The 23,799-nt window shown below is 67.6% G+C and carries 15 protein-coding genes; 6 read left to right on the forward strand and 9 right to left on the reverse strand.

The window, feature by feature from the left end:
- Positions 1–63 precede the first annotated feature (63 nt).
- The 3 genes from PLE19_10075 (at position 64) to PLE19_10085 (ending at position 3,152) form a co-directional block, all read left to right on the forward strand.
- The gene (locus PLE19_10075) at positions 64–1,347 is read left to right on the forward strand and encodes an extracellular solute-binding protein (GenBank protein ID HPD15288.1); all 1,284 of its coding nucleotides are present in this window, start codon (positions 64–66) and stop codon (positions 1,345–1,347) included.
- 102 nt (positions 1,348–1,449) lie between these two features.
- Complete coding sequence (locus PLE19_10080) at positions 1,450–2,325, forward strand: sugar ABC transporter permease (GenBank protein ID HPD15289.1); 876 nt, start codon at positions 1,450–1,452, stop codon at positions 2,323–2,325.
- Entirely contained in the window at positions 2,325–3,152 is an 828-nt protein-coding gene (locus PLE19_10085; GenBank protein ID HPD15290.1) for a carbohydrate ABC transporter permease, read from the forward strand. Before PLE19_10080 ends, PLE19_10085 begins: the two co-directional genes overlap by 1 nt.
- Before the next feature lie 345 nt (positions 3,153–3,497).
- Here PLE19_10085 and PLE19_10090 read toward each other — a convergent pair whose 3' ends face one another.
- Positions 3,498–5,099 (reverse strand): sialate O-acetylesterase, encoded by a 1,602-nt coding sequence (locus tag PLE19_10090; GenBank protein ID HPD15291.1) that lies wholly within the window; start codon positions 5,097–5,099, stop codon positions 3,498–3,500.
- A 166-nt stretch (positions 5,100–5,265) separates the two neighbouring features.
- Here PLE19_10090 and PLE19_10095 point away from each other — a divergent pair, with 166 nt between their 5' ends.
- The 3 genes from PLE19_10095 (at position 5,266) to PLE19_10105 (ending at position 10,254) form a co-directional block, all read left to right on the forward strand.
- Positions 5,266–6,447, forward strand: coding sequence for a Gfo/Idh/MocA family oxidoreductase (locus PLE19_10095; GenBank protein HPD15292.1), 1,182 nt, complete (start codon positions 5,266–5,268; stop codon positions 6,445–6,447).
- A gap of 98 nt (positions 6,448–6,545) precedes the next feature.
- A complete protein-coding gene (locus tag PLE19_10100) occupies positions 6,546–7,430 on the forward strand; it encodes a PmoA family protein (protein ID HPD15293.1) in 885 nt (294 codons plus the stop codon).
- A gap of 4 nt (positions 7,431–7,434) precedes the next feature.
- The gene (locus tag PLE19_10105) at positions 7,435–10,254 is read left to right on the forward strand and encodes a DUF4910 domain-containing protein (GenBank protein ID HPD15294.1); all 2,820 of its coding nucleotides are present in this window, start codon (positions 7,435–7,437) and stop codon (positions 10,252–10,254) included.
- 136 nt (positions 10,255–10,390) lie between these two features.
- On the opposite strand, the gene PLE19_10110 is transcribed toward PLE19_10105, so the two are convergent.
- From PLE19_10110 to PLE19_10145, 8 genes are all read right to left on the reverse strand, one after another.
- A complete protein-coding gene (locus tag PLE19_10110) occupies positions 10,391–11,494 on the reverse strand; it encodes a hypothetical protein (GenBank protein HPD15295.1) in 1,104 nt (367 codons plus the stop codon).
- A 29-nt stretch (positions 11,495–11,523) separates the two neighbouring features.
- Positions 11,524–13,089, reverse strand: coding sequence for a DUF4159 domain-containing protein (locus tag PLE19_10115; protein HPD15296.1), 1,566 nt, complete (start codon positions 13,087–13,089; stop codon positions 11,524–11,526).
- A 68-nt stretch (positions 13,090–13,157) separates the two neighbouring features.
- Positions 13,158–13,592 (reverse strand): hypothetical protein, encoded by a 435-nt coding sequence (locus PLE19_10120; protein HPD15297.1) that lies wholly within the window; start codon positions 13,590–13,592, stop codon positions 13,158–13,160.
- 16 nt (positions 13,593–13,608) lie between these two features.
- Positions 13,609–14,034 carry a biopolymer transporter ExbD gene (locus PLE19_10125; protein HPD15298.1) on the reverse strand — a complete coding sequence of 142 codons (426 nt, stop codon included), beginning with the start codon at positions 14,032–14,034 and terminating at the stop codon, positions 13,609–13,611.
- On the reverse strand, positions 14,034–14,447 hold the full coding sequence (locus PLE19_10130) for a biopolymer transporter ExbD (protein ID HPD15299.1): 414 nt from the start codon (positions 14,445–14,447) through the stop codon (positions 14,034–14,036). Before PLE19_10130 ends, PLE19_10125 begins: the two co-directional genes overlap by 1 nt.
- Before the next feature lie 9 nt (positions 14,448–14,456).
- Positions 14,457–15,104, reverse strand: coding sequence for a MotA/TolQ/ExbB proton channel family protein (locus PLE19_10135; protein HPD15300.1), 648 nt, complete (start codon positions 15,102–15,104; stop codon positions 14,457–14,459).
- Positions 15,085–15,522, reverse strand: a complete 438-nt coding sequence (locus tag PLE19_10140) for a hypothetical protein (GenBank protein HPD15301.1) — start codon at positions 15,520–15,522, stop codon at positions 15,085–15,087. Before PLE19_10140 ends, PLE19_10135 begins: the two co-directional genes overlap by 20 nt.
- A gap of 80 nt (positions 15,523–15,602) precedes the next feature.
- The gene (locus PLE19_10145) at positions 15,603–23,783 is read right to left on the reverse strand and encodes a tetratricopeptide repeat protein (protein HPD15302.1); all 8,181 of its coding nucleotides are present in this window, start codon (positions 23,781–23,783) and stop codon (positions 15,603–15,605) included.
- Positions 23,784–23,799 lie beyond the last annotated feature (16 nt).

A 23,799-nucleotide genomic window follows, 5' to 3' on the forward strand; every position in this document is an offset into this window, starting at 1 on the left:
TGAGAAGAGAAGACATGACGCGTGATGCGTGACGCGTGACAAGAGAAGAACAGGAGATGTGTGTTGAATCACAGCGTGAAATGGCTTGTTGTGGGGGCATGGGCCCTGTTGGCGGGGTGTGGCGGCGATGATGCACCGAAGGCCGGGCAAACCGTGCTGACAGTGTGGGACTGGCACGCCGCCGACCCTTCCAAGGGCGCCGGCCTGTGGCTGATGAACATTGACCAGGCGTTCGAGCGCCTCCACCCGAACATCAAGATCAAGCACGTCGCCCAGTCCCACAACGAGTACTACCAGATCTTCATGACCGCCGCTGCGGCCAAGAGCGGCCCCGACGTCGTCATGCTGCACCAGGGCAGCCGCGTGCTCGATCTGCGCAGCAGCCTCCGCCCCCTCACCGACTTCGTGACGCCCGAGTTCCGCAAGAAGATCGTCGGCTGGGACGTGACGAGCGAGAACTTCGACCCCGCCGGCACCCCCTACGCCGTGCCCATCGCGGTCCAGGGCCTGCTCTGGTACTACAACAAGAAGGTGCTGCGCGAGGCGGGCGTCACGTTCGACGGCACGGCGATGTCCTGGGACGAGTTCCTCGACACCTGCGCCGCTCTGAAGAAGGCGGGCAAGGCCGGCCTCGCCGTGGGCGAGAAAGAGGGCGACTGGGCCGCCTGGTTCCTCAACTCCGCCGCCTTCCAGACTCTCACCGCAGCGGAACGCGACGCGCTGGCCCGCGGCGAGCTGAGGTGGACCGATCCCAAGGTCGTCGCGCTCTTCGAGCGGCTCAAGGAGCTGAACGACCGCGGCTGCTTCCAGGACGGCTTCATGTCCACCTCCCTGTGGCCCGACGCGCGCTACGTGTTCCTGCGCGGCCAGGCGGGCTTCTTCCTCGGCCTTATTTCGGACGTGGCGCACTGGAAGGAGTTCGGCAAGTTCTTCGGCCCTGAGAACGTCGGCGTGATGGTGTGCCCCACCTTCCAGCCCGGCCCCGACGCGGACAAGTTTCCCATCGGCGGGGCCTTCGCCTACGCCGTCACCGCCTGGAGCCCGAGCCCCAAGGAGGCGTTCGACTACATCGCGTTCGTGGCGAACGAGGAGAATGCGAAGACGTTCCTCACCGAGGTTGGGTCATTCCCTGCGAATCAGAACTATGACCGCAGCCTGCTCACGGACCCGACGGCGAGGGTGATTGCCGCGTGGCTGGCCTCGGGCCGCACGGGCAGCCAGATGACGGGCAAGACGCCGATGGCGCTGGGCGACGTGTTGAACCGCGAGTGCCAGCGCCTCCTGAGCGGCCAGGCCACCGTGGCCGAGGCCGCCGCGGCCATCGAGAAGGCAGTGCCGAGGAAGTAGCTCGGGTTTGTAGCGCGGCCTTCAGGCCATACAGGATGCGGGCTGAAGCCCGCACTACGAACGCCAAGGCCTGCACGGTGAACGCAGAAGTGGGGGATCGCCGTGGTTCGATGCCGCGGGGCCGCGCTCGGCGGCTGGCTGTTCCTGATGCCCGCCTGCCTCTTGTTGCTCGTATTTCGGGTGTTCCCGGCGGGCAGCGCACTGTGGCACGGCTTCACCGAGTGGAGCGGCGCGAGCGCCCCGCGCTGGGTCGGGCTGGCGAACTTCGTGGAACTCTTCACCCGCGATGAGGTGTTTTGGCCGGCCGTGCGGCACAACTTCGTCCTCGTGGCCTCCGTGCCGCTGTGGATTCTCGTGTCGCTCGTGCTCGCCCTGCTGATCCACCAGGAGGTCTTGGGCTGGCGCTTCTTCCGCGCGTCGTTCTTCCTGCCGTCGGTGCTCTCACCCGTCATCGTGGGGTCGCTGTTCACCGTGCTGCTCGGGCCGGACGGCCCGGTGAATCGTGCCCTGAAGTCGGCGGGCCTCGGGGCGCTGGCCTTCGAGTGGCTGGGCGACCCGGCCACGGCGCTGCCGACGATCATCGTGGTGATCCTGTGGGGCATCTTCGGCCACGGCGTGATCGTGTTCCTGGCCGGGCTGGCCGCGGTGCCGAAGGAGGTTTTCGAGGCCGCGCGGCTCGACGGCGCGACCGGCTGGCAATTCCTCTGGCACATCGTCGTGCCGTCGTTGCGCCACGTCATCGAGTTCTGGGGCGTCAGCCTGGTCGTGTGGTCGTTCACCAGCCTGTTCGCGTTCATCTACGTGATGACCAAGGGCGGCCCGGGCTACTGCACCACGCTGGTCGAGTACCACCTGTACTTCCAGGCGTTCGAGGCGAATCGCATGGGCTATGCGTGCGCGCTCGGCAGCGCGCTGTTCCTCATGGTGTTCGGCCTGGTCCTCCTCCAGATTCGGCTCATGGCGGGGAGGGAGGAATGATGGCTATTCGCCGAAAGGTCGGTCGTTCGGTCATCTTCGCGGCGCTGGCCGCGATCAGCGTCACGACGATCTACCCGCTCGTCTTCATGCTCCTCTCGGCGCTCAAGGGCGAGGAGGAGTTCATCCTCAACCCCTACGGCCTCCCGGCTCACCCGACCTTCGAGAACCTGGTGAACGCCTGGAAGTACGCGAAGTTCGGGCAGTATCTCGGCAACTCGTTCATCGTGGTGGCGGCGGGCGTGGTGCTGTCGTGGGCCGTGTGCAGCCTGGCGGGCTACGCCCTGTCGCATCTGGAGTTTCCCGGCCGGCGGGTGGCGTTCTTGGCCATCCTGGGCTCGATGATGATCGCCCCGCAGATCATCCTCATACCCCTTCATTCGATGCTGGGGACGCTTGGGCTGCTCAACAGGCGCCTCGGCCTGATCCTCGTCTACGCCACCCTGGCCGTGCCGTTCGGCACGTATCTGATGACGTCGTATCTCCGCGGCGTGCCGCGCGAGCTGGTGGAGGCGGCGCAGGTGGACGGTGCGAATCACCTTCAGATCCTCTGGCGTATCATGCTCCCCATCGCGCGTCCCGCGTTGATGACGCTCGGCATCTTCAATTTCCTTTGGATGTGGAATGAGCTGCTCCTGGCCCAGGTGATTCTCAACGAGGACCACGCCCGCACACTGATGGTGGGCGTGGCGAACTTGCGGGGGCAGTATACCACGAACATGCCCTATCTCTCGGCCGGCCTGTTTCTCGCCGCGTTGCCCGTGCTTCTCATCTTTCTGGTCTTCCAGACGCAGATCACGAAGGGCATGACGATGGGCGCGGTGAAGTAGTGTGGGGGCTTTCTCGGTGGGAGGCCCCCCCTGGGCAGCTTCGATGCTGGCACGGGCGCGCCCCGCCCATACTTGCTCAATCCTGAGAGGGGGGAAGTGAGCAAGTATGGGCAGATGGGCGAGGATTGGCGATTCTCGCGGCTCCGGCCATTCCTGCTCATCTGGGGGATGAGCAAGTATGGGAGGGGGAGTGGCCTGGTGCGTAAGATATTGCTGTATATATGGTTATGGGATGGGCATCGCGGGCGCGACAACGCCCGCCCCACGCTGGCCAAGGGCGGCCACGTCGGGGTCGTTGGGCTCTGATGAGCCGGGCTTCCTCCTCAAGCGGTTATTCTCGCCGCGCTACTTGGCGGGCTTGTCCTCATCGGTGCGGAAGGGGCAGGCCGGGAGGTCGGCCTTGTTGTAGAGGTTGCAGATGGGGTTATTGCCCCAGGCGTAGCGCACTGCGACGGGCTTCTCGACCTTCGGGCTGGAGACGACGACGGTCTCGCCGTCAATCCTGGCCTCGGCCCAGACGAACTTCAGGTCCTCGCCCGCGATGGCGAAGCCCTGGACTTCGCTCTTGGGGCGAAGGTCGGCAATGTCCACGCCGAAGCGCTTGTCGAGCGTCGGGCCGTTCGGCTTCATGTCCTCGAGCGGCTTGGCGACGAGGCCGCCGCCCACGTGCTTGAAGGCGATGCGGGCCTTGTTGCCCTCGATCGTCATCTTGTCGAAGCGGGGGCCGGAGTAGACGAGTTCCTTGCCGTACTCGATGGCGAGGGCGGCGAGGGCGAGGCGCTTGCCGACGTCCTGCTTATTGCGCGGGTGGATGTCCTTCGCCTCGCCCACGTCAATGATGCAGGCCTGGCCCGTCTTGGGGAGGGCGAGGGTCATGTCCTGGGCCTCGCGGAGCCAGGCCCAACCGCCGTCCGTCGGCTCCTTGTCCACGGCCATGAAGTTGGCGAGTTGGACGAAGAAGAAGGGGAGAGGCACTTCGGCGCCCTGGGCGAGCGACCAATCCTTGCGCCAGTTCTTGATCATGGTGGGGAAGAGCGTGCGGTATTCGCGGGCGGCGCCGGCGTTGGACTCGCCCTGGTACCAGATGGCGCCGCGGACGGTGTAGGGGAGGACCGGGGCGATCATGGCGTTGTAGAGGGCCGCGGGGGTATGGGCGCCGATGCCGGGCATGGCGGGCTTGCGGGGGGGCTGCTTCTTGGCTTCCTTGGCCTTTGCGGCGTCGGCCTCCCACTTCTTGAGCGCCTCCTCGTACTTCTGCTTGGCCTCGGGCGTGGGGTTGGCGGCGGCATCGAGGGCTGCGACGTAGTGCTTCAGCTCGGGCACGGCGTCGAGGGCCTCGCGGCTGGTCCACGCCTGGGCGGGCGTGCCGCCCCACGAGGTGTGCAGGAGGCCGATGGGGACGTTGAGTTCCTTGTGCAGGTGGCGGCCGAAGAAGTAGCCGACGGCGGTGAAACCCTTGACGGTCTGCGGGCTGCAAACGGCCCAAACTCCTTTGGCCTCGGCGAGCGGTGTGGCCGAAACGGCCTTCTGAAGGCCGAAGTGGCGGATGTTGGGGAAGTTGGCGGCTTCGGCCTCTTCCTGGGCATTATTGCAGCTGCCGACCACCATCTCCATGTTGGACTGGCCGGAGCACACCCATACGTCGCCGACCAGGACGTTTTCGAGTTTGATCGTGTTCTTGCCGGCAACGGTGATTTCGTGCGGGCCGCCCGCTTCCAGGGCATCGAGCATGATCGCCCATTCGCCCTTGTCGTTGGCCTTGGCGGACTGCTTCTGGGCGCCGAGGGTCACGGTGACCTCCTCGCCCGGCTCGGCAGTGCCCCAGAGGCGCGCCTTCACGCCGCGTTGGAGGACCATGTTGCTGCTGATCACAGCCGGCAGCTTCACATCGGCGAGCGCCGACGCCGCCGCGGCCAGCACCGCCACCCAGCCACACCATCGCCGCATTGCCAACTCCTTTACCCTTGGGCGGAAAGAGGCGAAACAGGGGAAATATGATGCCGGTTTCCTGTGCCCGTGTCAAGTGGGGATCGTCGTTGACACGCCGGCCCGGCTCGGCTATTGTGATGGTGGCATGGCGTGGATTGGCCCACTGAATCGAGGGGCGACGACGATGGAGAAGAAGACGCTTCGCACGGGAATCGTGGGCTCGGGCTTCGCCGCTCGGTTCCACTTCGAGAACCTCAAGCGCGTGTTCGGGGTGAACGTCGAGGTGGTTGGCACGTACGCCGTGGACGCCGCGATGGCCGCGAGCTACGCGAGGGAACGCGGCATTACGGCGTTCGACGGCCTGGGAGAGCTGATCGAAGCGGTGGACGTGGTTCACGTGTGCACGCCGCCCTCGGCGCACGAGGCGGTGGTCGTGGCCGCGCTCGAGCGCGGCCGCAACGTGGTGTGCGAGAAGCCGCTCACGGGCTACTTCGGCGATGGCTCCGAGAGCTTCCACGGCGACCGCTTTCCGAAGCAAGTGGCCCTCGACCACGCGCTGGCGAGCGTCGAGCGCATCCTCGCTGCCGAAGCCGCCAGCCGGGGCATGCTGTGCTACGCTGAGAACTGGGTGTACGCCCCTTCGGTGCAGAAGGAACGCGAGATCGTCGAGAAGACGGGCGCCCAGATCCTGTGGATTCACGGCGAAGAGGCCCACTCGGGCTCGCACGCGGCCACCTATGCCTTCTGGAAGTTCTCGGGCGGCGGCGTGATGATCGGCAAGGGCTGCCATCCGCTCACCGCCGCGCTCTACCTCAAGCGCGTCGAAGGCCGCGCCCGCCACGGCAAGCCGATCCGTCCTGCCAGCGTCTCGGCCCGAGCCCACGCCATCACCCGTCTCCCTGCGTTCCAGGATGCCGGCCACATCCGCTGCAATTACCATGACATTGACGACTTCTCGATGATGCATGTGGAGTTCGACGACGGCACGGTGGCCACCGTGTTCGCCTCGGACATCATCCTCGGCGGCATTCACAACTGGCTCGAGGTCGCCGCCAACAACCACCGCACCCTCTGCCACATCAACCCGAACACCTCGATGCAGGTCTACAACCCCAAACGCGAGCGGTTCGCCGACATCTATACCGTCGAGAAGATCGAGACGAAGGAGGGCTGGACCGCCATGTCGCCCGACGAGGACTGGACGACGGGCTATCCGCAAGAGATGCAGGCATTCTATGGCTGCTTCGCGTCGGGCGAGCGGCCCGAGAGCGACAGCCGCCTGGCCGCCGACACCATCTCGACCATCTACAGCGCCTATGTTTCCGCCGAGCGGAAGGGCGCCGCCGTGCCCGTGAGGACCTTCTGACCCCTGGAGCGCGAGGTGAACCCATGCGCCGCATCGTCCTATCGGTCCTATCCGTCCTGTCTGTCCTATCATGGGCTTCCGCCTCAGAGCAGGGCTTTGTGTGGAAGCCGGTGAACGACAAATCGCTTGGCCTCTGGGACGGCGAGCGGCCTGTGCTGGTCTACAATCACGGGATGATCGGCAAGGAGGGTGTGCCCGAGCGCTACAACCGCGCCTGCTACGTCCACCCGCTCTACGGCCTCGATGGCGAAGTGCTCACCGAGGATTTCCCGAGGGACCACTACCACCATCGCGGCGTCTTCTGGGCCTGGCCGGGCATGAAAGTCGAGGGCAAGAGCGTCCAGTCGTGGATTCCACAGGGCATCTACTACAAGCAGGAGCGGGTCGTCCGCCAGGAGGCGGCCGCCAAGGCGGCCGTGCTGGAGGCTGAGAACGGCTGGTACGTGGGCGACAAGAAGGTCGTGAAGGAGGGCCTGGTCATCACCGTTCACCCCGCCGCAAGAGACTCGCGGGCGATTGACTTCGAGCTGACCTGGACGGCGCTGGACGTGCCGGTGACGCTGTGGGGCGCGGCGGGCAAGAGCTATGGCGGCTTCAACATCCGCTTCGCCCCCAGCAGGGAGCAGCCGGACGCCAACAAGCGCAAGGACACGGCGATCCTCACCTCGCAGGGGCCGTCGAAGGGCAAGGACCTGGCCGACACGCGGCTGGAGTGGGCCGACATCACGGGCGAGGTGCCCGGCGCCCCCGGCCGCAGCGGAGTGGCCATCTTCATCGCCAAGGATCACCCCGACTTCCCGCCCACCTGGCTCACCCGCCACTATGGCTGCCTGTGCGTCGGCTGGCCCGGCGTCAAGTCCAGGGACCTGGAGCCGGGCCGACCCGTCCGCTGCCGCTATCGCGTTTGGGTGCACCGCGGTGAGGCCGACGAGGAGGCGCTCAGGAGAGCATACGCCGAGTACGCGAAGAGCAGCCAGGAGTGAAGCCGTGTACGAATCGATCTGGCAGGCAGTGAAAGCCGAGCTTTCGGGCGAGAGCGCGCGCGACTACACGGCGCGGCTGTGGGAGCACGCACGCTGGAACTCGTTTGAGCAGATGCGGCAGACGGCCGGCGAGATCGCCGCGATAATGCGTGAGACCGGCCTCGCAGACGTCCAGGTGATCGAGTACCCCGCCGACGGCACGACCTCCTTCGGCGGCTGGGTGATGCCCGAAGCGTGGGATGCGGAGGATGCCTGGCTCGAACTCGTTGAGCCTGCCGAACCGCCGCTGTCGAGTCCCCCCGCAGGCTTCGAACCCGCGGGAGGTTGGCGCCTCGCCGACTATCGCTCGTGCCCGATGAGCCTGTTCATGTACTCGGCCGCCACGCCGCCCGAGGGGGTCGTTGCCGAGGTGATCGCCGTCGAGAATGCGGCGAAGGCGGAGTCGTACGACGGCGTGGACGTGGCGGGGAAGATCGTGCTGGCGGACGGCGTGGGCATCGAGACAGGGCTGAACGCCTTTGAGCGCGGGGCGGCAGGGGTCATCTCGGATGCGGTGAGGCTGGCCGGATCGCCCCAGGAGAAGGCCCCTGGTCACTTCGACCACGCGGCCCAGTGGCACAACTACACCATCCCGCCGTGGAAATCGCCCAAAGCAGGCTTCGGCTTCGCACTCGCCCCCTCCGATGGGCGCCGGCTGCGCGAACTGCTCAAGGCGCGGCCCGTGGTCAGACTGCGAGCCGTCGTCAAGACGCGGCGCCATCGCGGCGTGCTGCCGCTCGTGACGGGCCTGCTGCCCGGCGAGACGGGCGAGGAGATCGCCCTTACCGGGCACCTGTGCGAGCCCGGAGCCAACGACAACAGCTCGGGCTGCGCCCTGGGCCTTGAGGTGGTTCGGGCCATTAAGGCGCTCGCCGAAGCGGGCAAGCTGCCGAGGCTCCAGCGCGGCCTCCGCATCGTCTACTCGTTCGAAGTGCGCGGCTACCAGGCGTTCCTGGCCAACTGGCCCCACCTGCGGCGCCTCGTGGCAGGCATCAACCTCGACATGGTGGGCAACGACCTCAGCGACGCGCGGGCGCGCGCCACCCTGCTCACCAACTGGGCGGCGCTGCCCGCCGCCACCGACGCGCTGGCCGTCGAACTGATGCGCCGCCTCGGCCGCGACGACCCGCTCCTGCGCTTCCGCACTGACGAGGGGGCGTTGGTGGACAACCTGTTCGGGGAGCCCGCGGTCGGAGCGCCCATGGCGGTGCTCGGCTGCTGGCCCGACGCGTATTACCACACGTCGCTCGACACCCTCGACCACATCTCGCCCAAGGCGCTGGCGCACTTCGGCCGGGTTGCGGCCACCTACTGCGCGTTCCTCGCCACGGCGGGTTTCCGTGAAGCGGCCTGGCTCGCGCGGCTGACGCTGGCATTTGCAAAGGAGCAGGTGGTCCAGGCGGCCCAGCGCGGCGAATCGCCCGAGCGCATCGAGCACCTGGCCGCGAAGAACGGCGAGCGCCTCAGGTGGCTCGCCCGCCTAGTCCCTGCCCGCTCGCTTGCGGCGACGCGCGAGAACCTCGAGAAGCACCGAGAGTGGCTGTGTCCCTGGTCGCACCTGTTCGAACGCGAGGAGATCGTTCAGCATGCCGAACGGTTGGGCCGGTGCCTCGCCGCCTTTGCCCGACGCGAGGTGAGGGCGGCCCGCGGGGATGAGCGTTACGCCCGGCGTCTCGGCATGTGCGCCAAGCCGGCCGTACCGGCCAAGCCCCCGGCCAGAGAACAGGAGCGCGCGAAGAGCCTGGTACCCGTCCGCACGTTCCGCGGCTCGGTGTGCTTCGAGTCGCTCGACGAGGCTGGGCGGAAGGAGCTCAAAGCCAAGACGGGATTGGCCGTGGGCTGGGGCGCTCCGCACTGGCTGGATCTGGCGCTCTTTCGCTGCAACGGCAAGCGCACGGCCCTCGAGGTATGGCGGTGGCTGCAACTCGAAGGGCAGGGGATAGACCTCGCGCACCTGAACGACACGGTGGAGTTCCTCGCCGCGCGCGGCTTCGTGCGGTTGCGGCCCGTGCTCAGGCGCGACGAGGTTCGCGCGGCGCTCGACGTGCTCGGGGTGCCCCGCGGCGCGGTCCTCATGGTCCACTCGTCGCTCAGCCAGTTCGGCTACATCGAGGGCGGTGCCGATGCGGTGATTGACGCGCTGCTCGACGCTGTCGGCCCTGAAGGCACACTGGCGATGCCGACCTTGAGCTGTTCGTGGGTTGGCCGGCCTCCCTACGACCCCGCCACCACACCCTCGCGCGTCGGAGCCGTCACCGAGGCGTTTCGCAAGCGCCAGGGGGTGCTCCGCAGCCCGCACCCGACCCATTCGGTTGCAGCCTTCGGACCGCGGGCCGCCGAGATCGTGAGCGGCCACACGCCCGACCGGCCCGTCTTCGCTCCCGAGGGCGCCTTCGGCAAGCTCTACGAGCTGGATGCCTGGATTCTGATGCTCTGCAAGCTCGCGGCAAACACAACCATGCACATGGGCGATGAGCGGAACGGGCTGCTCCTCCTGGATTTCCTGGCCTATGTGATGGAGGGCGGGAAACCGCGCGAGGTGGTCGTGCGTCACGTGCCGTGGCACGTCAACTTCGAGCCGAGCTACGAGGCGATGCGGCAGCGGGGGCAACTCCGGTCCGCTCCGCTGGGCGAGGGCACGATCCACCTGATGCGCGCCCGCGACGCCGTGGACGCCGCCACGGAGAGCGTTCGCCGCAACCCGCTGCTCGTCACCGGCGGCGAGAAATGCCAGTGCGACTTCTGCCTGGCGATTCGCGCCAAGCTCGTGAGTGAGGGGAAGTAGCTTCCAGCGATTCGGCGCCGCGCCTTGCGGAGTGGCAAGACCACCTGAGGGCGGGACTCCCAACGGCGCCCCCCGGTTCGGAGGCCCGCCTTCAGGCGGCGGCTCATGCAGAAGACGCCGAATCGCCGAAAGCTCCTTAGGCGCGGAGCACGAGACGCTCCTCGAACAGCGACTCGAACTGCTTCGCGGGCGAGCCGGCGGCGGCGATGGCCAGCTTGAAGTTGGTCTCGCGGCAAAGCTCGGCCAATGCCGTCAGCGTCTCAGGCGGCATCGGGGCGGGATAGTGCCAGACCACGTGAACCGTGCGGCGTGCCGCCGCGCGCGAGCGGGTGCAGGCCCTCAGGTAGCCCACGAGGTCAGCGAGCAGCCTCCGGAGAACTCTGCTGTCCGTCACGACGAAGCAGTAGCGCCCGAACCAGGCCGCGTCGAGCACGAATTCGCTCGTGGGAAACCCTGGGTCGTCCACCGTCACCTTGCGGAGGGGCCGGCCTCGGAGCTTCCACAGCGACCATCGGTAGAGCGGCGGCTCAGACTCGAACGGGTCGCTCTCGCCCAGGTAGATGAAGGTTTCGCCCTTTCGCACCAGGTCGGCCAGGTAGGCACGCAGCGCAGCAGGGCCGGACACCTGGAGGTGGACGACGCGCGTCTTGGGCCAGAGGGCGTCAATCATCCGCCCGGCGATGGGAATGGGTGGCAGATAGCCCTGGGTGCGATTGAAGCGGCTCAGGTAGTCGTAACCCAGCAGCGCAAGGGCGAGCCAGGGAACGAGGCGGGCGCAGAAGAGGTTGATGCGGTCGTAGCGGTCGGCGCGAAGGACGTCGGCCTCGGGCAGGCGCCGCGCCGGGGAAACGTCCGGCTCTTCGGACGCCGGTATGTTGTCGGGCGTGCCAGCCGTCACGGCTCCCGCCTCGCGCTTCTGCTTTCCCGCCTTGCGGTAGGCATAGACGGGCTCCTCGGCGGGCTCGCGAGGTTGGGGCTCGGCTGCTTTGCCCTCGGAGGCGCTGGCCTGCGCGGCCCGTAGCGCGGCCTCTTCGGCAGTTCGGTCTACCTCGATCTCACTGATGCTCTGTGAATTGACCTTGGCGAGGACGAAGCCGGCCATGGACAGGGCGACCGCGGCGACGTAGGCCATCGTCCGCCGGCGGCTGCGCGCGAAGGCCACGAGAAGCACGAACGCCGCTGCCCATGCCGCCACCGAGGCGATGCCGACCACGCCGAAGTACGCGAACAGCCTGTCCATTGCCTCACTCTCTGCCTGTCAGTCGTCACTCACTTCCGGTACTTGCGGGTGGCCTCGAGGTAGTGCGTGAAGGCGTAGTAGATGATGTTCACGCCCATCTCGAACGCGCCCTTGGCCAGCTCGGGCGAGAGGCCCGAATGGCCCGTCTTCCAGGCGTCGTTGATGTCCCCTGGATGGTAGAAGACCACCCATCGCCCCTTGTGCTTGATGCCCATAGCGTCCATGCCGCCGTGGTGCCAGAGGGGCGGCGCTCCGTTGGGGAAGGCGTAGGGCATCTGGAAGATCGAGTCGTCGTCGGCGATCGGCACCAGGCGCTTGTCGGGGAAGAGCGCCTTGGCGAAGGCCCGGAACTCCCTGTCCCACCGCGCGCTGCTGGCGTCGGCAAACAGCATGCCGCCCCCCAGCAGGTACTCGCGGAGCACAGCCAGGTCGCCCTGCGGGATATTGATGGCTCCCGTGCCGGTCATGTAGACGAAGGGCGGCGCATAGCCCTTGCTGTACTTCCGCAGGAGACGGATGGGATGGCTCTCGGAGCGCGCCGCCACGCGGAAACCCGTCACGCGGCGGAACTCCTGAAGGAAATTCAGGTCGGCGCGGGTCCGGGCGTCCATCCCGTCGTCCCAGTCCTCGCCGCTGTACTCCAGGCGGATGAAGCGGACCGGCTCGTTGCCCATGCCCTCGGGCCAGCCACCCTTCTTGCCGCCCCCTGCGCCCATCTTGGCATTCACCGAGTTGGGGTCGGCGGCGTACGTCAATTGCGTCATCTGCTCCACCTGGCGCTGAATCTCCGAGTCATCCAGGTCGGGCACGTGAAAATAGATGGCCGAGTTGGGGTTGAGGACGAAGCGCCTCTGCTTCTTGCGTTCACGGCGCTGGACGGACTGGACGATGGCCACGGCCGGCTTGCCGCTGCCGAAGGGGACGAGGTAGTTGCGTACGCAGCCATAGGTTTCCAGGAGCAAGGGCAGCAGGATGACCGCCGCATGGGTGAGGACGCTTGCGATGAGGCTCTTGCGGTAGCGCGGGTCGTACCCGTGGGTGCGGAGATTCTCGACGATGCGGTCGCCCAGGAGCGGCCCCGAAGGGGGCCTCCCCGCATAGAGGCCCACCGTGACGCGGCGCAGGGAGGTGATGTGCAGCACGGCAACGAGGGCGAAGGCAGCCAGGACGGGCCACAGCGCGCTCCAGCGCCAACCGGCCACGACCACAGCACTCGGGGACAACCCCTCAGGCGTCGTGGCGGCCACCCGCATCGCCCCCGTGACGCGCCAGGCAACGTAGGCATAGACCAGCCCGAGGAGATACGCCGCCACGCAGGCCCCGCGCAGCAGGGCAAGCCCCCAAGGTCTGCGTACAAGGCCCAGGAAACTCGATGCCAGAAAGAAGGCGGCAAAGAGGCCGCAGAGCACCGCGAAGGAATGGACGAGGCCGGGAATCTCCGCGTCGGCGAAGGCCCGCGCGGCGGCCTGCTGGGAATCCATTTGTGCGCGGCACAGCCACGGAAGCATCACCGCATAGCGCGCCGCTACTCCTGCCAGCACGCCGAACGGCAGGCACAGGATGCACGGAAGATGCTTCTCGAGCCTTCGTCGCATGGGCTCACATCACCTGCCTTGCTCCCCGTCGGCACTGCCCGTGCAGCGGCGCGGCTCACGCAGCGCAATCACTTGTTCGTCTCGTCAATCGAGAGGCCCAGATCGTCAGGTTGCTTGGGAATCTCGCCCTTCTTGGGCAAGTCGGTGATCTCTTTCATCACGGGAGACTTCTTGCGGGCCTCGTCGTCTGTCGAGGCAGCGTCTCTGGCCTTGGGCTCGTCCTGCCTGGCCGCGCCGGGTTTGGGAGCCGGAGGGCGCTCGGGCGCCGGAGCCGATGCCTTGATGTCCTCGGCCTTCCTGGCCTCGATCTGCTCAGCTCTGCGCCGCGCGGCCCCCTCGGGATCGATCCAGTGATCGCGGATGTAGCCCACCGAAGTCGCCGCCGCGGCCACCAGATGAATGGCGATGGCAATGGCGAAGCACTGAGCCACTCGAGTCTTCGAGAAGCCAAGAAGGAGTTTGTCGGGAGCGTATCGCTCGATCTCGGGACGTTCGGGGGGCATGGCACATCTCCTGGAGTCAGCGTTGCTTCTCCTCGGGTTCACCGACGGCGGCAATGATGCCGCCGGCCCGGGTGATGGCATCCATCACAGGCTCGAACAGGTCGCGCTCCGCTGCCCGGTCGCAGCGGAAGAGCACGGTTCTCGCATCGGGGGTCTGCGCGCGCCGGAGGAGCTCGGCGACCTCGGTTTCCACGGAACGGGCGTCGGGCATGCGGCGGCCCTGCACGTAGATGCGCCCCTGTGCGTCAATGGCCACCGCGGTGCGACTCTCGCGGAGACGTTCGAGGTTGGGCGCCGGGGGCGGCTGCACCGAGATGCCGGCATCGCGCGCGAAGTTGCTGCAAATCATGAAGAAGATGATGAGCTGGAACGCGATGTCGGCCATGCTGGCCACGGGAATGATGATGCGCGCCCGGCGGCGACGGCGGCGTGGGGTCCTCATCAGTCGCCTCCCGTCTCGCGCACGATGCACAGCGTGCCGCCCGCTTGAGTGACGGCGGCCATGACCTGGAAGTACTCGCGGTACTCCACTCGGCCGGCGGACTCGAGCATGACCACCTTGTCATCGCCGGTTCGGTCGCGGAGGTTGAGAGCCCGAAGCTCTTTGCGCAGCGTGGGGATATCCACCGGGGAGTTATTGAGGAGCACCTTGCCGTCTCGCAGGGTCACTGTGGTCGCCTTCTTTTCGTCCTGCTTCTCCGAGCGCTGGCCGGCAGGGAAGTCCGTGAGGAAGCCGCGCGTGGCGACCAGCGTGGTGGTGAGGATGAAGAAAATGATCAGCAGGAACGCGATATCGGAAAACGACGCAACCGGGATGTCGTCCAGCCCATATTGGCGGCGTTCGCGTCGAAGCATGGGAGGTTCCTACTGGCGCACGCCGGCGCGGATGGCGATGAGGTCGAGGAGTTCCGAGGTCGCCTCGTCCATCTCGAGCTCGATGCGGCCGGACATGGCGACGAGGATGTTGTACGGGATGACGGCGGCGAGGGCGATCAGGAGGCCGGCCGCGGTGGTGATCAGGGCCTCGGCGATGCCCGAGGCTACCCCACTCGCCTCGACGCCGGCCGCCGACAGCGCGCCGAACGAGCCGATCATGCCGGTCACCGTGCCGGTCATGCCGAACAGCGGCGCGGCGCTGCCCACCGTGGTGAGCACGGCGAAGCGCTTCTCGACCGCCGTCATCGCGTGCTGCGTGCAGTCGGACATGGCCTTCTCCATCAGGGCGAGGAGCGACTCGACGCGCGACGCCAGAGGGCGGTGGCGGGCGTAGGATTGCAGCCCGGCCAGCAGCACGGCAGCCACCGGGCTGGGCGTGTTGGCGCACAGGGCCGCCGCCTCGTCCACGCGGTCCTCCTCCACCAGGCCCAGCACCTTGGCGCGCAGCGCGCGCGTGTCGAGCTTGCCATGCCGGTAGAAGGCGTAGCCACGGTCGAGCAGCACGGCGACCGTGAAAACGCTGCACAGGACCAGGGGCACCATCAGGGGGCCGCCATCAACCAGCAGTTGGAGCATACGTGTCTTCCTCTCGATGGATCTGGGCCAGCATCTGATAGCCCTCGAGTGGCTCGAGCCGCAGCCCGCGCACCCGATGGTGAGGGCCGGGCGCGAGCACGAGCTCGCCGGTGACCGCGTTATACGTGCTCTCGCCCAGGAGCGAGAACGGAATCCGCTCGGCGAAAGGCCTGGGGCCGTGAGCGACGAGGGCCAAGTCGCTCCGCAGCGCGAGAGCCCAGAGTCGGCGCGGCCCGAGCCAGCGCCCGACGTCTGTCCGGCTGCCCGTGCACACCGCGAAATAGACCGCCTCCCCCCCCAGGAACTCGTGCGCCAGCCGACGCTCGGCCGGGCGCATGGCCGCCAGGGGCCCGGAGCCCCATTCCAGCGGGACGCACAGCGGGGGCGGCAGTTCGTCAATCAAGGCATCACGGTGCATGGACATGTCGTCGGCGCCCAGGACTCCAGTTGCCTGACGGATGCGATGGCCTTCGTTGCTGCCGCTCCGTGGGCTCGGAGCTACTTCTTCTTCTCATCGGCTTCGCCCGCCTGGATCAGGGCGTCCTCGGTGAGGCGGCCGCGGGCGAACTTGGCCCACTTGCTCGCTGGATAGTCCCAGGTCAGGCGCTTGAGCACCCGGTAGGCGTTCACCGAATCCTTCTGCTTCGTGTAGCAGTCGCCCCACCAGTACATGGCCTCGGCGAGCAGCTCCGGCTCCAGCTTGGCGTCCAGCGTGACGGCCCTGAAGACCTCGATGGCCTTGGGATACTCCTCAGCCTGCATGTAGCACTGGGCGCTGAGCACCAGGGTGCGCCCGGCAAGGCGGTGGGTGGGGAACCGCACGGCCAGCCGGCCGAACACCTGTGCGGCTGTCTTGTACATCTCGCGCGCCCGCATCTCGATCTTCTCGCGCTCGACGGCCGTGGCGTCAGGCGCGACCTGAGCGCGCAGCTCCTTGCCCTTCGACAGGAAGTACTGCCCCAGACGCGCGATGGTCTCCGCGACCAGTTCGTTGTCGGGGTAGCGGTACGACAGCTTGACGTACTCCTCGCAGGCCTGGTCAATCATGCCCATCTTCTCGAAGGCGAGGGCCTTCTTGTACTGGGCCTTCGGCGCGTAGGGGCTGTCGGGGTAAGTCGCCACGATGTCGGTGAAGCGCGTTATGGCCTCGGCGTAGTGCTTCTTCCTGGCCTCCTCATCCTTCGTCTCGCCGGCGAACTCGAGGGCGAGGTCGGCCAACAGGTAGTCCGCCTGCGCGCGGGCCTCGGTGTCGGGGAAGTCGCGGATGGCCTCCTCCAGAAGCTTCTTGCCCTGGGCGATCTCGTCGCGGGCGAGGTCCTCCTGGCCCAGCTCCCGATGGCGCTTGGCCAGCTCAAAGTAGGCCTCCGCCATGGCGAACTGCGTCTGGACCGCCATCCGGGGGTCGGCGAACTGCTTGGTGAACGGCACCACGTCGCCGTCGCTGCCCTTGTGCACGGTCACGGCCCGCTCGATCCGCTCCTGACCGCCAGGGCGCGCGTAGGCGGCCGTGATGCGATCTCCATAGGAAACCAGGAGCGCCCCGGGTTCCTTGGCCTCTGCCTTATCGTCACGGAAGACCACTCTGGCGGTGGCTTTGAAGACGCCCGAGTGGGTGAAGGTCTCCGCCAGCTCAAGCTTCTGCTTCGCCCCGGAGGCCGTCTCGACCTCGACGGCCACGGTGTCCTTATCATCCGTCGTGTCCCGAGCGGGGTCCATCACGCGGAAGCACAAACCCTCGCCCACGAAGACCCCATCGATGATCTCCTTGCACCGCGGGTCCAGAATGTCGAAGAAAGCATCCGCTTGCAGCGTGGCGCGGGCCACCTGCCACTTGGTCTGGCCGGCCGGGTCCTTGTACTCCAGGCCGACGAGTATCTCGTCACCCCCCCTGATTGCGAGGGCAGGCTTTTCCTGGGCCTCGGGGTCTTCGGTGACGAGGGACCGCTCTGGCACCTTCGCAAGCTCCGTGGGCACGGCGAACGTGAACCGCCCATCCTCCAGGGCATCGCCGGCGAAGGGGTTCGCCTTGACGGCCACGCTCTGGTAGCCTGGCGGCGGAGCCACGGAGGCCACCGTGGCGTTGGCGGGCCGGGCCTCGAGCCTGAGCGTGCCCGGCGCCCGCACGTCGTAGGGGCCTTGCGCCTCGGCGCCCAGGGCCTTGCGGCCCGAGGCGGTCTGCACGTAGATTGTCGCCTTGCTCTCGGGCGACTGCGCGATGTAGGGAAACAGCACCTCGACGATGATTGGCCCATGGATGAGCACCGAGGCCGGCTTGGTCTGCATCGGTCCGGCGGCAGAGGCGTCGGCCGACGCCTGCTCGGGCCAGGTGGCCGTCATCGCGCGTGTCGCGGGCACGAACTCCTGGGTCCCGTTTGCGCCAGCCCCCGCCGCCTGCGGTTGCGTCGCCGCGGTCGGCGGTCCTGGGGGGGGCGTGGCAGCGGCCTGCAACTCCGGCTCCGTCAGCGCTCGCGACGCCACCTCGTAGATCCGCAACTGGGGGGGCTCGAACACGGTCTGCTCGACGAGGCAGGTGCGCTCCCACGGGATGCCAGGATCGGTGTTCTCGCGGTCGAGGTAGGCAATGGTCACGTCGTCACCGGGCGCCACCTGGAGCTCGGTGTCGCGTTGCGGCGGCCCGCCGACGGGGAAGAGCGCCCCCACGAAGATTCCCGAGTGAGGTGCCGTTTCGAGCGCCGGCATCTCCACGGCTTTCCCTGCCGGTGTCTTCGCCGTGAAGGTCACCGTGTCGGGCTTCTCCGTGGTGTCGCAGTCGGGGTCCTGGATGAAGACGTTGATCCGGTCTCCCGGCTTAAACCGGCGCATGGGGATGTACCGAGGTCGCCGAGCCGCTCCCTCGCCGTCGAACTCGACGAAACAGGCGCTCAGCGTGGCATTGCTGAAGGTGGCCGTGAGGGTGGCCTCGTGCGCCTCCTGGCCCTCGGTGAGGGCTCGAGGGTCATCATAAGTCACGGTCACGCGGTCCCCGGGGACGATCTCGAGCACCTGATTGCGGCGCAGTGTGGCGAAGTCCTCGCGTGTGGGCAGCACCGTGTCGCCGGCCGCATTGGTGAGTGTGATCCGATGGATGGCCGGCGCATCGGTCTCGAAGCTCGTGAGCGCAAGACGGATCACCCGGGCGCGTGTCCCAGCAGGGAAGGTCACCTGGAAGGCGGCGTTGTCCTGCGAGGCCGACACCTTGGCCGACTCGAGCTGAAGGCTGGCGGCAACCTGCGGGTTCTTCAACACATCGAACATCTCGGGAGGCGCCGGTCTGAGGAACGGCGGCTCCTCGCTGTCCACGAGTAGCTCGAAGGCAGGCTCGGTCTTGCGGCTCGCGGCCACGTACAGGTCCACGCGGTGCACGCCCTTGGCGAGGGAGCGCCGCACGTGGGTGGGGGTGTCGCCTGGCTGTCCGTCCACAGTGAGGAGATAGCGGATGTTCTGCGTCTTCTCCTTCGTGTCGAGCTCCAGGGTGCGGGCCTTGCGCTGCGGCAGGTAGAAGGCGCCGTACAGGTGGGCTACGTACGCGCTCCCCGGGCCGTCATCGGTCAGGCCGAGGGCCTGGGCCTGGCCCTCCAGCGACGCATCCCACCTGGCGGCGAAGGCCTTCGGCGCAAGGGCGACCCTGGGCGCTTGGCTGCGGAGGTAGCCGGTGTCGAGGTACTGGGTGAAGTCGGCGAGCGAGGTGGGCGGCGCGCCCTGAGCCGCGCCGGCGGGCGCGCCGAACCGGACGAACTCAAGGCGCAGCGAGCCATCCCATGGCTTGTAGTCGCCGGGCCATTGCCCACGGGTGGCGAAATCCCTGCCGTTCAACGAGGTCTGGACAAGGAAGCTCTTGAGCTTGCGCCCCGGCACATTGGCCAGCAGGGTCATGGTGCCCAAGGCCACGTTGTCGTTGAGGTCAATGCTGTAGAACTTCGGCGCCACGCCGTCGGGCAGAGCCACCCAGGACGGGTACTCCGCCACGTCCTGGCCCGCGGTCTTTCGGGGAGAGATCGCGAAGTTCGGGTCCGCGCCATCCTGGGAGTCCGAGGCGAAGGCTGTCGGCTGGCCCGAGGTGGTGGGCACGGCGCCCTCGAAGACGCCGCTGTGGGTGTCTGTCTCCGTTAGCGTGAAGGCTGGGATGGCGTCTCCGCTCGTCGTGGAGATTCGCACGGAGAGGGTGTCTTTGGCCGCGGTGACGCTGCGGTCGGGGTCCACGACACGGATGTTGATCTTGTTGCCTGGCTTGATCTGGTTGGCGGCGCGTACCGTGCTAAGGGCCGCCTGCGGCTCGGGCTCGTCCTTGTCTCCGAGGCGTTGCCGGATCATCTCCTCCAGTGCGCGGGCCTCGCGTTCCTCTTTCGACAGGATCCTGCCTGAGGAAGCGAGCAGTTCGCCGTCGGTCGCCACGCGCAGGGCCTGCGGTGCCGCCATCGCGATATTGTGGGCCTTCTTGAATGCCTCGGAGTAGTCGTAGCGCACCGTGTCGTCGCCCAGGAGCTGGAGCCGGCCATCGCCCTTGGCCACGGGGGCCAGCTCGGTCGGGATCTGACCGACGAACTTCGTCTTGGAGTCGCCGAACGGTGCGAGAGCGAACACCTCCTCGTCGCCCGAGTCCGTCCAGGCCCGGATCTCGATGTGTGCGGCGGAGCCTACGACGGCCAGGTTGTGGTCCTCGAGATTCACCTTGAGAGGCTTGCCGGGGACGATGAAGCGGCGCTGCGTGGCGGTGCCCACCTGGATCTCGGTGGGTTCCTCGAGTTTGCGCAGCCGGACCAGCGTGCGCCCTTGCAGGATGCGGGCCAGCGCGTGATCGGGTGTGCGCGCCAGCACCTGCTCGATCTCGGCGAGGGCCTCGCGGTACTCTTCCTGGTCGAATCGCACGAGGGCGAGTTGATAGAACGCCTCGGCCTGCAACGCGCGGTCTTTCGCGTGCGTGAGGCGTTCGAGGCGGCGGGTGGCCTCATCGAAGCGGCGGGTCAGGCGGTCCACCTCGGCCACGTGGATCTCCGCGTCGGCTTGGGCCGGCGTGGCCTCGAACTCCTTGGCCGTGGCCACCCGCTCGAAGAGGGCCCGCGCCTTGGGAAACTCGCCGCGGCCCAGCGCAATGCCGGCATAGGCGAGCAGCAGGCGTGCGCGGGTCTCGGGGGCAATGCCGTCGGTTACGGCGTCGAACCACTGGATCATCTGACGAGCCAGGGCCTCGGCCGCGTCGTGCTCGCCGGCTTCGGTGTACTTGCCGATGAGCCAGATGGTGAAAGCAGGGTCGAGCTCGCGAACCATCGAGAGAAGGACTTGCCTGTGGCCCAGGGCAAGCTCCCAGGCGCTGGGTTGGCGGCCGGAGAGGAACGCGACCTGGGCCGCGTAGAGGGGGTAACGGCGGTCGTCACGCTTGACCGGGATAACGCTCCCCACCCGGGAGAGGGTTTTCGACCGCAGGGCGGCCAGCGTGCTGCGCGTGTCCTCCAGCAGGTCGGTCTTCAGCAAGTCCAGCCCCACGCTTGCCAGGAGGAGTCCCAGGTCGCTCATGTCGCTGGCCTGCGCGCCCGGCTCGGCAGCGGGCGGCTCCACCAGTTGCGCCGCCAGACGGGCGAGATCATGTTGAAGCGTGGAACTGCGAGTGTCCCCGGCGATCTTCCACAAGTGCGGGACCAGTGGGTAGAGGTCGGCGGGCCGCCCCTGGGCGATCGCCGCCTGCGCGACGATCGAGGCCAGGGTCTCGAAGCCCCAGCGCTCGGGCCACACGGTGGGCACGCACGCGGCGCCGGTGCGCAGCCAGGTGGAGGGGAAGATGCTCAGGAGCGTGTCGAGTTCGGCCTTGGAGAGGGTCTTGGGGTCCACCAGTTTCTCCATCTGGCCGAGGAAGGGCGGCGAGAGGCGCTCGGGGGCGCTGCGCACCTTGTCGCAGTAGGCGGCGAGACGGCTGAAGAACTCCTTGCGGCCGGCCTCGGTAGCGGGGGGGGCCGCCGTGGCGAACCAGGAGCGGCCCATGGCGTAGGTGTCGAAGCGTGTCTTGCCAAAGGCGGCTTCGATGCGCGCGGCCATGGCGTCGCGTATCTGTGGCTCGGCGCCCAGGGCACGCGCGTGCCAGTTCCAGAACTCCGCGCGCGACATGCCGCCGGGCTCGCCCAGGGGAGGCAGGGTGTCGTGCGTCTGGAGCAGCCGCGCCGCGGCATTCACGATCTTCTTCTTCTCGTCGAGCCCGAAATCCCAGTAACGCCAGTCGAGGACCTTCGTCCGGGCAGCCTCCTCGACGAAGAGGTCGTCGAAAAAGCGTTCGACTGGGTACTTGTCGTTCAGGCGCGGGAACTCGTTGCGGACGAGCCACTGGAGACTGCACGTGGCGCTGCGCACCGCCTCGTGGGGCCGGTAGGAAGAGCGCTCGAGTGCCCTCTTCTCTATGAGCGCCACAAGCACGGCGTCGCCGCGATCCTTCGCAGTCCAGTTGTCGCCGACGCGGGTGCCCCGGAACATCTCGAAGAGGGCCGGAGCGAACTTGTCCTTGGCGAGGAGATCGAGGAGGGCCTTCTCGAAGACGGCGTTGAGTGCCAGCGTGCGGTTGCGAAACGGGGCGGGGACGCGGCCGAAGCTGCGATCGGGCTGCACGCGCACGGCTGCGTCGCATAGCTCCTCGACCCAGGCGTTCGGCGTCGCGGGGTCGTACTGCGTGAGCAGGTCTGCGAGCGCCTCGGTCTGGAAGGCGAGCTTGTCGAAGCCATCGGCCTGCCCGTTGGCGGGCGGCTTGTTGGCCATGACCTGGAGGAGGGCGGCGCGCCCGAAGGGCGTCTTCTTGGCCTCGCAATCCTTCAGCAAGGGATACAGGGCGCGGGCCTGCTTGAGGAACTCCGCCTGATTCCGATTCTGCTCGGCGGCCACTGTGAGCGCGAAAACCTGGCAGAGCGGGCTAGGTGCCCTGGATGCATCAGGCCCGGCTTGGTCGGCTGCGCGGCGGATGGCCTCCTCGATGGGCACAATCTGCTTGGTCAGCTCGGAAGCGATCTGGGGGGCCTTCGCGCGGGCCTCGCGGCGGACCCAGTCTGCCCAGGTGCGGAAGCGCGCATGCAGTCTGGCGAAGATCTCCTTGCGGTCGCGGCGGTCGAAGGGCACCCACTGGAGCGCGGCGATGTGCTCGAGCATCTTCGCCTTGTCTTCACGGTTGGTTCCAGTGCCACACTCCCAGGCGCTCTCGAGGAACGCCTCGGCTGCGCGGGGGTCTAGGATTCCTGGGGTCTTGGCAAGCTCGGCTCCGAGATGGGCGATGGCCCTGTCGCGGGCATCGGCGGGGAGCTTGGCGCCGGCTTTCTCGGCAAGAGCCTTGTGGGCGGGCCAGAGCTCGGCCTCGAACAACTCGAGGGCGTCCTTCGGTTGCAGATGCCAGGACTCATTGCGTACAAGATGCTCGATCGCCTGGAGAAGATCGTCACTTGCGGCCATCGCGTTGATGACAGCGGCTGCGCGCGAGGGCACGCCCTGGAGGAACTGAGCCTGCTTCTTGTAGAGGTCGCGGGTGGCGGGACGGGTGACGAAGGGCAGGTGGCGGATGGCGGGCGTCCGACGGAAGAGGTCCGCATGCTTGGCTCCCAGGTCGGCCCACTGCTCCGCATTGGCGAGCCAGGGGGCGACGGGGCCGCTCTGGGGCAGACGCCACTCGAGCAGGGCCTGCCGCTCGGGATCCGGCAGCCTCTCGAAGGCCTGGACGAAGAAGCTGCTCTTAGGCGCGAACTGGCGATTCCAGGCATTGCCATCGAAGCGGTCCGCGGCGCCGCCGTCGGTGAAGGCGTGGACGATCTCCTTGACGGTGTTGGCCGAGGGGAATGCGTCGAGATAGGCCCTGGCAGCGGCGGCTACAGGGGCGAAGGCGTTGTCGAGGGCCGCCTTGTCTTTCCCCGCGGCGCCGGCCTTGAACTCGAGGTTGGCGACGTGGATGGCGTAGAGCAGGGGCCGACGGCGGTCGTCGCGGATGAGGGCGAGCAGCTTTTTGCAGTAGGGGAGGGCGGCGAACTGGTCGTCCTGGCCCCTCACAATCTCGCGCAGGAGCCAGTCGAGGTACTCGGCGAAGTGAAGCCGTTCTTGCTCGACGGGGAGTTGGTCGGCATAGACGAGGCTGAGCCAGCGGGCCGCGGTCGCGTAGTCGCGGCGGCGGCGGGCCTGGTCCAGGAGCCAGGTGTCGAACTTGCGCGCGGCCGGCTGGCTGCGGAGCTTCTCGCCGTGGGCAATCATGAACTGATAGAGATCGTCGGGCGCGTCGAGAAAGTCGGCCAGGATCGTGTACAGAGCAGCGGCGGCCTGCGAGGCCTCGTCGGGGGGTACGTTGGCGGTGGCGACCGCCTTATAGCGCGAGGCCGCTGTGCGGAAGTCGCCGGCGAACATGGCCGTCTCCGCCGCGAGGCGCAGCAAAGCAGGCGAAACGCGGAAGTTCTGAGCGAGATACACCTTGGCTGCCACCGAGGCCGCGTGGCAACGGCCCAGGCGCAGGCCGTCGGCAAGGAGGTCGAGCACCTCCTTCTCAGTGGCCGCCCCGGGATCGGCTTGAACCCGCAGGACGAGTTGCTCGAAGGCGTCTTCCGGGCCTGCGGGTTGCGCTTGCTTGGGAGGAGGCTGGGCGGGGCCTTCGGCCTTGGGGGCGGGCTGGCCGGCGAACGCCAGCCCAGCCAGTGCTAGCCCCAGAAGGAGCGGCTCGGGCGCGACGGTTCTCATGGGCGCGACCTTTCGT

It is taken from the genome of Planctomycetota bacterium (assembly GCA_035384565.1).
GTDB lineage: Bacteria > Planctomycetota > PUPC01 > DSUN01 > DSUN01 > DAOOIT01.

Excerpts from the sequence above, each read along its gene's own strand:
- PLE19_10125 (HPD15298.1), bottom strand. The coding sequence starts at position 14,034 with ATGAGGACCCCACGCCGCCGTCGCCGCCGGGCGCGCATCATCATTCCC.
- PLE19_10115 (HPD15296.1), bottom strand. The coding sequence starts at position 13,089 with ATGCGACGAAGGCTCGAGAAGCATCTTCCGTGCATCCTGTGCCTGCCG.
- PLE19_10145 (HPD15302.1), bottom strand. The coding sequence starts at position 23,783 with ATGAGAACCGTCGCGCCCGAGCCGCTCCTTCTGGGGCTAGCACTGGCT.
- PLE19_10130 (HPD15299.1), bottom strand. The coding sequence starts at position 14,447 with ATGCTTCGACGCGAACGCCGCCAATATGGGCTGGACGACATCCCGGTT.
- PLE19_10135 (HPD15300.1), bottom strand. The coding sequence starts at position 15,104 with ATGCTCCAACTGCTGGTTGATGGCGGCCCCCTGATGGTGCCCCTGGTC.
- PLE19_10090 (HPD15291.1), bottom strand. The coding sequence starts at position 5,099 with ATGCGGCGATGGTGTGGCTGGGTGGCGGTGCTGGCCGCGGCGGCGTCG.
- PLE19_10120 (HPD15297.1), bottom strand. The coding sequence starts at position 13,592 with ATGCCCCCCGAACGTCCCGAGATCGAGCGATACGCTCCCGACAAACTC.
- PLE19_10140 (HPD15301.1), bottom strand. The coding sequence starts at position 15,522 with ATGCACCGTGATGCCTTGATTGACGAACTGCCGCCCCCGCTGTGCGTC.
- PLE19_10095 (HPD15292.1), top strand. The coding sequence starts at position 5,266 with ATGGAGAAGAAGACGCTTCGCACGGGAATCGTGGGCTCGGGCTTCGCC.
- PLE19_10110 (HPD15295.1), bottom strand. The coding sequence starts at position 11,494 with ATGGACAGGCTGTTCGCGTACTTCGGCGTGGTCGGCATCGCCTCGGTG.
- PLE19_10085 (HPD15290.1), top strand. The coding sequence starts at position 2,325 with ATGGCTATTCGCCGAAAGGTCGGTCGTTCGGTCATCTTCGCGGCGCTG.